7 protein-coding genes and 1 pseudogene are annotated in these 9,476 nt (G+C 61.0%); 3 read left to right on the forward strand and 5 right to left on the reverse strand.

Features of this window, described 5'->3' with window-relative positions:
• The 5 genes from VGU61_RS03215 to VGU61_RS03235 all read right to left on the reverse strand — a co-directional run.
• A partial coding sequence (locus VGU61_RS03215; RefSeq protein WP_326857660.1) for a 4Fe-4S binding protein occupies positions 1-1,288 on the reverse strand: 1,288 nt, incomplete at its 3' end.
• Positions 1,289-1,323: 35 nt separating this feature from the next.
• Positions 1,324-1,884: a DUF3306 domain-containing protein gene (locus VGU61_RS03220; protein ID WP_326857661.1), complete on the reverse strand. Its 561-nt coding sequence runs from the start codon at positions 1,882-1,884 to the stop codon at positions 1,324-1,326.
• 61 nt (positions 1,885-1,945) lie between these two features.
• On the reverse strand, positions 1,946-2,530 hold the full coding sequence (locus tag VGU61_RS03225) for a hypothetical protein (protein ID WP_326857662.1): 585 nt from the start codon (positions 2,528-2,530) through the stop codon (positions 1,946-1,948).
• A 42-nt stretch (positions 2,531-2,572) separates the two neighbouring features.
• A complete protein-coding gene (locus VGU61_RS03230) occupies positions 2,573-3,445 on the reverse strand; it encodes a DUF4142 domain-containing protein (protein WP_326857663.1) in 873 nt (290 codons plus the stop codon).
• 200 nt (positions 3,446-3,645) lie between these two features.
• Positions 3,646-3,789, reverse strand: a complete 144-nt coding sequence (locus tag VGU61_RS03235) for a hypothetical protein (protein ID WP_326857664.1) — start codon at positions 3,787-3,789, stop codon at positions 3,646-3,648.
• Positions 3,790-4,364: 575 nt separating this feature from the next.
• Here VGU61_RS03235 and VGU61_RS03240 point away from each other — a divergent pair.
• The 3 genes and pseudogenes from VGU61_RS03240 to VGU61_RS03250 form a co-directional block, all read left to right on the forward strand.
• On the forward strand, positions 4,365-7,244 hold the full coding sequence (locus VGU61_RS03240) for an insulinase family protein (protein ID WP_326857665.1): 2,880 nt from the start codon (positions 4,365-4,367) through the stop codon (positions 7,242-7,244).
• A gap of 220 nt (positions 7,245-7,464) precedes the next feature.
• Positions 7,465-8,924, forward strand: a pseudogene (glgA, locus tag VGU61_RS03245) (glycogen synthase GlgA).
• A 101-nt stretch (positions 8,925-9,025) separates the two neighbouring features.
• Positions 9,026-9,476 (forward strand): glycogen/starch/alpha-glucan phosphorylase (locus tag VGU61_RS03250; RefSeq protein ID WP_326857666.1); only part of this gene is annotated, 451 nt, incomplete at its 3' end.

Below are 9,476 nucleotides of genomic sequence, written 5' to 3' on the forward strand. Positions count from 1 at the left end.
CCAGCCCGGCCGATGCAACGTGATGTACTTCAACCGGAATTACGCGCGCAGGCAATCCCTTATGCGCCTTGCCTGCCTTGGCGAGCCGCCCGAGACGGGTGACGAGATCGGTTGCCGGTCCGCTGCCGTGAAAGAGCAGTACCGCCTGCTCGCCGCCCGCGCTGGCATAGTGTGCGAGCATCGTCCTGAGGCGCTTTCCGGTGTAGGGGACATTCTCATAGGCATAACCAAGCGCACCGGTCGGACACACGGTCGCACAGGCGCCGCATCCCTGGCATCGCTGCGGATCGACGATGATGCGGTCGCCGTCACCCCGTATGGCGTCGGCCGAACAGATTTCCACGCATGCATTACAACCGGTTTTTTTGTTGCGGCCATGTGCGCACAGGCGCTCCTTGTAGTGGAAGTACTTGGGCTTTTCGAATTCGCCCGTCATCTGCGTGAGACGCATTCCGGCGGCAAGCTGGGCAGGCAGGTCCTTTCCCGGCGCGAAGTAGCCGTACGGCGGCGCGTGCATGGCAAGCAAAGGCGATTCCGACAGATCCAGGACGAGGTCGTATTCACCTGTCCTGTGCGTCGCCACGCGGGCAAAATCGATCGCCGCCGTGGCGCCGCAGGCCTTGACGCAATCGCCGTGCCGCCGGCATTTCGCGTCGTCGATCTGATAAAGCAGGCTGATGGCGTTTTCCGGGCAAGCGGCAACGCATTCATTGCAGCCGACGCACAGATCCAGGTCAATCGGGTTGCTTTGCCGCCATGTCGCCCTGAAGCTGCCCAGTGCGCCGTCGATGTGGACATCCGCGCCGGACAGCACCGCATATTCCCTGGAAAGGGGCCGATCCCGTTCCGCCGTGCCTCCGGTAACGAGTACGGTTACATGAAGGGCCCCGTTTAACTGGTCTGCCCATGCCAGCGCCGCGCCTGCATTGCCGATGATCAGCACATGTCCGTGCGAGGTATAGCTCACCGTCGCAACCGGCTCCGGGGCGGGGCGCGCCGCATCAGCCAGAAGCGCCGCCATCTTCGGCAGCGCGGCATACGCCTGCGATCCCCAGCCGGCGGTTTCACGGATATTGACGAAGCGCAGCGGCGCGACCGATTGCCTTTCCTCGGCCAGTTCCTTGAACAGGGCGCTCTCCTGCGTGCAGCCGACCACGACGGTGTCGTCACCAGCGATCGACTCCAGGTAGTTGCCGGCATCACGACCGCAGAGTTGGGTGGCAACGGGTAGCGCTTCGGTGCCGAGCGATTGCCCCAGGCGCTGGCCGGAGACAGCGTTGAGCGGCATGCTTCGATTGCAATTGCAGATATGAAATTTGGTTGTCATGAGGGATCGGGTAGTTCGCCCCGAGGTGATTCGTTATGTGTCGGCTCTTCCGGTTCGTCGCCTGTTTCGTTTTCGGGAAGGTCGAGGGCCGTTGCGGCATCGACCGGCTCGTCGCGCTCCTGTTGCCCCTCGCCTTCGTCTTCATCGTCCTTCTGCCCGGCCCGGTATGGCTGGGGATCGAGGGTGGATTTCGAATGCTGAAGCGCTGCCAGCATGGCTGCGGAAACCGGCGACGGCTTGTTGTAGTCGTCGATATAAATATCGAGACCGTCCATGATGTTGAAATGCGGAGCGGAAAACAGTTTCTTCATCGCTGCACGGTGCACAGCCTTGTCGACGCCGGTGGCGACAAAGGCCGAATAGTCGGATTCGGCGTTAAGAAGCGCAATATCCCCCAGCGTCGGACGGGCGGAGGAGGTCGATGCGGATCGTTCGCCATCTGCTTCGGGGGCGCTGTTGCCCACATGCTGCGGAGGAGACTGCATGCCGGGCTCATCCGTCGTCCCGGCTGCTTCGGCCTTGCGCCTGGTCCAGCGTTGAAAGAAACTTTCGGCCATCCTTGTGTCCTCGCGACATCGACGGCGGTTGAAGGGAACTGCCTCAATCGAGCGTAGACAATCAAGGGGCTTTGCCTTTGATATCCCACAAAACATGACTGTCTATGGCGACCGATGCAGTGGCGGGCGCTGTGAAATCCCTGTCCGGCCGTCGTACCGGCGAGGGGGCGTTTTCGTACCGTTCGCGCTCGCGCCTGATTTCGCTCGCATGGCGTCGGGCACCCGGCGCAATTGGTTGCCATTCGAATTGTCGTCCGACCGTGATATGAAAGTCCGGCTCCGGCGGCAGGCCGAGTTCAGCCCGTACTTCCTGGAACCATTCGTCGTACACCGGCAGCGACCAGAATCCGAAATGATTGCGCAGCACCACGTCATAGGCGACCTCCACCTCGCGGCCTTCATACTTGCCCCACGCCGCCATGTTGGGCACGTCTTCGCTGTGCCGAACGATGGTGACGTGGGTGCCGAAGATGGGACGGTTCAGGCGTAGCGCCTGTCCATATTCACGTTCGATGAACCATTGGTACAGCAGGTCCAGGTCATCGCGCGGCAGGGTCGCTACCAGCGAACGTTTGGTGTAAGGCTTCTTCGAGGACAGCGGCGGCATGTTGTAGGCCAGGCGACCCCGTGTGATGAAGCGTGGCACGACAGCTGGGCGGCCGGATATTCCATGCGGCATTTTCGGGGATCACTTTCCGCTGCCCGTCGTGCTTCCGGAAATGCTGCCCGCACCCTTGGCGCCGCTGGCGGCGTTCGCTTGACTGCTTGACGATCCCGCCGGCGCATTGATGCTGGTCGACTGGCCTGCGCGGACAGAAGCCTGCACTGCGGCGGCCGCAGCCGCGGGATCGTCCCGCATCTGCTGGGCCAGCTGCAAATGCTGGCCGATGACAGGAACGAGCCTTGCCGCATAAGCTTTCAATACAGGAGATTCGGCACGGCGGCCTGCTTCCTGAAACAGGCGATGAGACCGTTCATGATCGGCCAGTCCTGCCTGATCGAGATACATCCGGTCGAATTCCTGTCCGGCTTTCAGGGCAAGTTGATGAAGCGTTGCAGCATGTTCCTTCTCGACGCCGCCCGGCAGGATCACGCCGGCCCGGTTCGCAATTTGCCTGAGCTCATCCAGTGCGGTGAGGTGTTCTTCCAGCATCTTTTCGCCGAAACCATGTATTGCCGGATTTGCGGAAATGGCGGTGGCGAGAGCAGACATCTTGATTTCCGCAAGATGTGCCTGCGCCAGCTCCCGCATCAGTTTGCGGTCGGCATTGCTGAGTTCAATCGCTTCCTGCGGCTCGCCGGATCTCGCTATCCCGGCGCGGTTATTCTTCGAATCTCCCAGGCTGTTCGTCGTTCCGCCGCTCGTCGCGGTGCCGGCGCTTTCCGGTGCGGTCGCCGCAACGTCCCGCGGACCGGTTATCGTTCGGCCTCTTTTCGTATCACCGCCCGCGTCGGGGGCGACGTTCGACTGCGCCGCAGCCGGCAAAGGGATGGATAACGCGACGATCGCAAGACCGATCGTTGCCAGCAGGCGAACACGGTTGAAGGTGAGGTAGGGCATGGCGATGCTCCTTGGTCAGGCACTGAATGCACGAAGGCTATCCCGTATAGTCCCGGCATCGATGTACGAGTTTGTTGGACGCCGCAAAAGTGGAAAAGATTTCATCGCCTTCGACGTTTGTCGGCTGCGAAAGCGCTCTACAGCGCGCGAAGTAGTGCCGCGTAGGTTCCGCCGCCCAGGAGAAAGGCCGTGAAACGGCTTTAGAGGTCGTCCGGCAGTTCTTCCCTGAGGACATTTAGAATGATGGCGCCGGCAACGAAGGCCATCTGGTGACCGTCAGGTCCGGATTGTCTATCGAGAAACCGGTCGCCCATCCGGCAGGCACTGCGGCTGATAGCAGCCACCGGCCCGTGCTTTGATAACGGTGTTTGTAATGCCCCTGCAGCCCTACGTCATTCACAAGGAAGTGCAGTGCCATGGTTGCAAAAACGAACACATATGCGACGGAGATGTCTCCGGCGGCCGACAGCCAGATGCTGTGCGAAGAATTGTTCAGGAATTGTTCAGGAAGCGGAGTTTCGCCGCAAACACGCGGAGGATTGCCAGGCCGAGCGCGGCGAAGAACGTCAGTGCTGCCATACCTCTTTTCCGTCGTCAGCAATTTTTGGCCATTTTCATGTCCACCAGCCGGTTTGGTCGCTATTGAAGAAATACTATCGCTCGGTCCTGCGCTATCAATTCTCATGCACCTGCTTATTGATCAACAACCAATCGCCGGCATATGTCGTGAAGGCGGTTCCGTTTGTCACCGACCCGTTTTTGCCGCGCAGCCCGGATCCGCTCAACTATAGAAGAGGTTTGTTTGCCAGCGAGGCTGCATACCGATAGGCTAGAGGTGTTTGAATCTACGTTCGGTCTTATAGTGTGAGACACTATCATCTCTGAAAATTTAATAGTTATAAGTAATCAATACTCGCTAATGACATTTACCAAATTACGTACCCGGCATATCCCTGCAATGCGCGCGGAAGTACAGGAATACGAAGACGCCGTCACTGGCGCGCGCCACATCCACCTGGCCAGCGATGATCCCGAGCTGGTGTTCCTGGTAGGTTTCCCGACGGTACCCGACGCGAGCGACGGACGTGCGCATATTCTTGAGCACCTCGCGTTGTGCGGCAGCGACCGTTACCCGGTGCGCGACCCGTTTTTCTCGATGCTGCGCAGGTCCACCGCGCACTTCATGAACGCGATGACCTACTCGGATAAAACCGTGTATCCGTTCGCGAGCACCGACAAGACCGACTTTTTCAATCTGCTGGAGGTGTACCTCGATGCGGCTTTTTTCCCGCGTCTGGATTATCTCGATTTCCTGCAGGAAGGCTGGCGTCTGGCAGTGGAAGACGGCAAGCTTGCCTATCACGGGGTGGTGTTCAACGAGATGAAAGGCGCATTCGCCGATCCGATGCGTGCCCTCGACAGCGGCATCGGTGCCTCCCTGCTGAAGGGCACGACCTATGAGTACGAATCCGGCGGCGATCCGCTGGACATCCCGGCGCTCACCCATGCGGCGCTGAAGGAATTCCACGCCACCCACTATCATCCGTCGCAGGCGGTGTTCATGACCGCCGGCCGCATTGATGCGCGTGAAGTGCAGGCGGTAATAGAAGAACGGGTTCTTTCCCGGCTCTCCAACCGGCAATCCGGCGGACGCCTGCTACCGCAGCTAGCACCCGCATGGACCGCGCCGAAAGCGGTCACGGTGAATATTCCCGGACTGGAGCATGGGGTGCAGATCACCTGGCTGATGGGCGAATCGGTCGATCCGGAGTCGTATTACCACGCTCAATTGCTTGAAGCGGGACTGCTGAGCAATTCAGCCGCGCCGCTTGCCTATGCGATGGAGTCCGCCGGGTTCGGACGGCCTTCGGCATTGAACGGCGCCGACACCGGCATCCGCCAGATCCTGTTTCACCTCGGCATGGAAGGACTGACGAAGGAGCAGGTAGGCGCGGCGCGCAAGTGCATCTGGTCGGCGCTGGAAAAAACCGCAAAGAGCGGGGTTCCGGAATCGCTGCTGCAGGCGACATTGCGCGACATCCGTTTCGGGCAACGCGAAATCAGCGGCGGGCACATGCCGCATGCATTGAAGCAATTGTTGCGCGCGATTCCGCACGAGATGTACGGCGGCGACATCATGAACGGTTTCGATCATGAAGACATCCTCGAACGCCTGCAGCAGCGCATCGCTGATCCCGCTTTCTTCAAGGGTCTGGTGCAGACGCTGCTGGATTCGCCGACCCGGCTGGATACCACGGTCGTGCCGGACAGTGAATACTTCAGCAAGCGTGAAAAAATCGAGAACGAGCGTCTCGCGCAATTGCAGGCATCGCTCGATGACGGGGACAAGGACAGGCTGCGCTCGGAAGCGGCCGCGCTGCTCGAACGCCAGCGCCAGCCGGTCAACAATGACGTGCTGCCCCGCATTCGTCCGCAGGATGTCAGTCCGCTGCCCCGTCCGGCGCTGCCTTTGCCGATGACGGAAGACGGCCGGATCACGGTATCGATACCGTCCAATGGCATTGCTTACGGGCGGGTGATGTACGACGTTTCCGATATGCCGCAAGCCGATTGGCCGTGGCTGCAGCTGTATGTCGATGTGCTGTCCGAACTTGGCATGGGCGATAAATCCTATGAGGACGCGGATGCATGGCGCCATGACCAGGTGCCGTTTTTCGACGTCAACCTGCAAGCCATGCAGGTGCAGCAGGCTTCGGATGCCGGCGCCGCACTGCGCATCGATGTCGATTTCTATGCCAAGGGCCTCAGCGAAGAGAAGGCGGCGATCGCCGATGTGCTGTCGCAATCGATTCGCGGCGCGCGCTTCGACGAGCACGAGCGGCTTGCATTCCTGATCGACAGCATGGTGCAGGATATGCGCAATGGCCTTGCGGAGGAGGGCGACAGCTACGCCAGACTCGCCGCCACCGCGCCGGTATCGCCGCTGCGGCATTTCGACGAGCAGATCAAGGGTGCCAGCGCGTTGCCGTTCTACGGCAGCTTGCACCAGAAGTCGCAGACACCCGAAGGACTGGCGGAAATCGCCGGCCGTCTGGCGGAACTGCACCAGCGCATCGTCGGCCGCAAGCCGGTAATCGTCGCCGCGGGGATCGACAACGACGGCGAACAACTGGCCGCCTTGCTCGACCTGCCGGAACCTGCCGCGAATGCCCCGCAGGAGAAATCCGGATCGAAGCAGACGCCGGCGCCACTGGCGCTTGCAAAAGCGGCACTGCATGCGCCGGCGCAGGTCAATCACTGCTTTGCCGCATGGCAGGTGCCCGGTGTCGGGCATCCGGATGCACCGGCGCTGGCTGTACTGGGCGAGATACTGACCAACCTGGTATTGCACCAGGCGCTGCGGGAAGAGGGCGGCGCCTACGGCGGCCAAGCCGGTTACAACCCGTCCATCGGGGCATTCGTAATGATGTCCTACCGCGACCCGCGCCTCGCCGCAACTTATGAGGATTTTGCCCGCGCGATACACTGGGTCGCGAATGCGGACCTGAAGCAGGAAAACATCGAGGAAGCGATCATCTGTGTCATCCAGGATCTCGACAAGCCGCGTTCCCCGTATGCCGAGGTGATCTGGTCGCTGAATCAGCGGCGGCAGGGAATCACTGAGGAGATGCGGCGCCGTTACCGCCAGGGCGTCCTGCATTGCGATGCGGAACGGATCAAGGCCGCCGCTGCGGCATGGCTGCAGGACAAGCCTTACAGCCGCGCCGCTTTCGTCGGCAATACCGGCCAAGATCTTTCCGGTCTCGATATCGCGGACCTGATGGCCTTGGCAGGCTGAAAAGCGGACAGGCTTGCCGCTTGCGCTAGAGCAAGACCTCCGGATAGTTCCTGTAGTCAAATTGACTGCAGGAACTACTCTTGCGGGATGTCAGTCAAAGCCCGGTCAAGAATGCGCCTGATAATAGGCGCATCCGATGCAGCTCCCGCTGCAATCATGACGGAAACAACCCGTCGACAACTCCTGTTTCCCGCCCCGCCGACAACCTTGTGGAGCAACAATGCGTGTCCTGCACGTCTGTTCAGAAATCTTTCCGCTGCTGAAAACCGGCGGCCTCGCCGATGTGGCGGGAGCACTGCCGCCGGCCCTGGTCCGCGCCGGGTGCGATGCCCGGCTTCTGGTGCCGGGATTTCCGGCAATGATGAATGAAATGAATAATCTGCGCCTGGTGGCCGAACTGCCGCCGCGTTTCGGCGCGAGCGCCTTGCGGCTCCTTGCCGGTACGCTGCCCGACAGCGGCCTGCCTGCCTATGTGATCGATGCGCCGGGCCTGTACGATCGTCCCGGCAACCCTTACTACGGGCCGGATAACCATGATTATTCCGACAATCACCGCCGATTCGGACTGCTGGCTGGACGGCTGCCGAACTGGCGCAAGGGCTCGATCCTTCCTGGAACGCCGACATCGTCCACGGCCACGACTGGCATGCCGGCCTTGCACCCGCTTATCTGAAGGCGGCAGAAATACGCACCGGCCGCAAGGTGGCGGGCAGCGTTTTCACGGTACACAACCTCGCCTACCAGGGCGTATTCCCGAGCCATGTGTTCGGTGAACTGGAGCTGCCCTGGGACTTCTTCAATATGTACGGCGTCGAGTTCTACGGCAATTTGTCCTTCCTCAAAGCCGGCCTGTTCTATTCCGACAAGATCACCACGGTCAGTCCGACCTATGCGCGCGAAATCCAGGAGCCGGAGCAGGGCTGCGGTCTCGACGGCCTGTTGCGCGGTCGGGCGCCGGATCTGCGCGGCATATTGAACGGCGTCGATTTCGATGTATGGAACCCGGCGACCGATCCGGACATCGCAGAACACTACGGCCGCGATTCTCTCGACGGCAAACGGGCCTGCAAGAGAGCCCTGCAGAAGGAGGCCGGATTGGCCATGCAGGACAACGCGCCCCTGTTCGGGGTTGTCAGCCGCCTGACCGACCAGAAGGGCCTGAACCTGGTGCAGGCAGGGTTGCGCGGCATTCTCAGCCGGGGTGGCCAGCTCGTGTTGCTTGGCAGCGGCGATCCGGCGCTGGAAGCGGCGTTCAGGGAAGCTGCCTCGGCGCATCCTTCATCGGTATCGGTTCATATCGGCTACGATGAAAAAAAATCGCACCGCATCATCGCCGGCAGCGACGTAATACTGGTGCCGTCCCGCTTCGAACCCTGCGGCCTGACGCAACTTTACGGACTTCGGTACGGCACCCTGCCGCTGGTGCGCCGTGTCGGCGGACTTGCCGATTCGGTGGTGGATTGCAATGCTGAAAACATGGCGGACGGAAAGGCGACCGGCTTCGTCTTCGACCGGTTCGACAATGCATCTTTTATCGCCGCCGTGCACCGGGCGTGCGCGCTGTATGCACGTCGCGACGAGTGGGCGCGCATACAGCAATGCGCCATGGCGCAGGAGTTCAGCTGGGATCTTGCGGCGGGACAGATGAAAGATTTGTATGGGCACGTCACGCCGCGCTGAAATAACCGGCGCGCAAGGCGGGCAGCCTCCTTCGGCAAAATTGCAGCAGGAAACAACAGCAGGCGCCATCTCCGCCTGCAGGATTTATGGATGAAACGCATATGAACCAACCAATCAGCCTGGACCGAAAAGATCACGCCGTGGCGAGCCTCAAGGACGCCATCGTCAGCAAACTGACCTATGCCATCGGCAAGGATGCGTCGTTCGCCACGCCACGCGAATGGCTGCAGGCCACCGAACTGGCGGTCCGTGATCTGCTGATCGAACGATGGATGAAAACCCAGGCAGCCCAGCATGAACAGGCCAGGAAGCGGGTTTACTACCTGTCGATGGAGTTTCTCATTGGCCGGGCATTCAGCAATGCTGTCCTGGCGCTGGGCATCTACGGCGAGGTGAAGTCGGCGCTCGCCTCACTCGGCGTCGATTTCGAGAACATCGCGAATTTCGAGCCCGACGCGGCCCTCGGCAACGGCGGGCTGGGACGGCTGGCCGCCTGCTTCCTCGACTCGATGGCGACGCTGGGCATCGCGGGCATGGGCTACGGTATTCGTT

The sequence above is a fragment of the Noviherbaspirillum sp. genome, from assembly GCF_035944575.1.
Taxonomy (GTDB): domain Bacteria; phylum Pseudomonadota; class Gammaproteobacteria; order Burkholderiales; family Burkholderiaceae_D; genus Noviherbaspirillum.

What these genes read in the sequence shown, in the direction of transcription:
- VGU61_RS03220 (WP_326857661.1), bottom strand. Translation starts at nt 1,884, where the DNA reads ATGGCCGAAAGTTTCTTTCAACGCTGGACCAGGCGCAAGGCCGAAGCA.
- VGU61_RS03240 (WP_326857665.1), top strand. Translation starts at nt 4,365, where the DNA reads ATGACATTTACCAAATTACGTACCCGGCATATCCCTGCAATGCGCGCG.
- VGU61_RS03230 (WP_326857663.1), bottom strand. Translation starts at nt 3,445, where the DNA reads ATGCCCTACCTCACCTTCAACCGTGTTCGCCTGCTGGCAACGATCGGT.